Annotated in this window: 1 protein-coding gene; it reads left to right on the forward strand. The window is 39.8% G+C overall.

The features are described from left to right. Nucleotides 1-132 precede the first annotated feature (132 nt). Entirely contained in the window at nucleotides 133-396 is a 264-nt protein-coding gene (locus tag ACG9ZL_RS21200; protein WP_419361900.1) for a holin, read from the forward strand. Nucleotides 397-430 lie beyond the last annotated feature (34 nt).

The raw sequence follows: 430 nt of genomic DNA on the forward strand, positions 1-430 counted from the left end.
TTTCAAACTGTCATTCAAGAAGTCGAATAGCTCGGCAACTTATTTATGACTCAGAAAGTATTGATCAAATAGAATCAATTCAGTTTTAGCACCCAACCGGGTGCTTTTTTATTGCCAAAAATAGGGGGTTACATGTCTGAACAAGCGTTAGACACATCAGCTACAGCACTTGTAGCAAGTAAAGCTGTTGGTTATGGGGGATCAGTTTCAGGCGTTCTATCTGCTTGGCTTGGCTCGATAGATATGGTTGTTTGGGTAAGTATTATTGTTGCAATTGGTGGTTTCTTAATGAACTTCTACTTTGCACGCAAGAAAGACAAGCGTGATGAACTAGAACACAAGGCCTATATCGCATCACTTCAAATCAAGGGGAAGATTGATGTCAAACAAGACTAAAATCATAGTAACAACATTGAGCGCATCAGCGCTT

Origin of the sequence: Acinetobacter legionensis (assembly GCF_048551735.1) — a bacterium.
GTDB lineage: Bacteria > Pseudomonadota > Gammaproteobacteria > Pseudomonadales > Moraxellaceae > Acinetobacter.

Bases quoted from the DNA above. Each gene is read 5' to 3' on its own strand.
- ACG9ZL_RS21200 (WP_419361900.1), top strand. From the start codon at position 133: ATGTCTGAACAAGCGTTAGACACATCAGCTACAGCACTTGTAGCAAGT.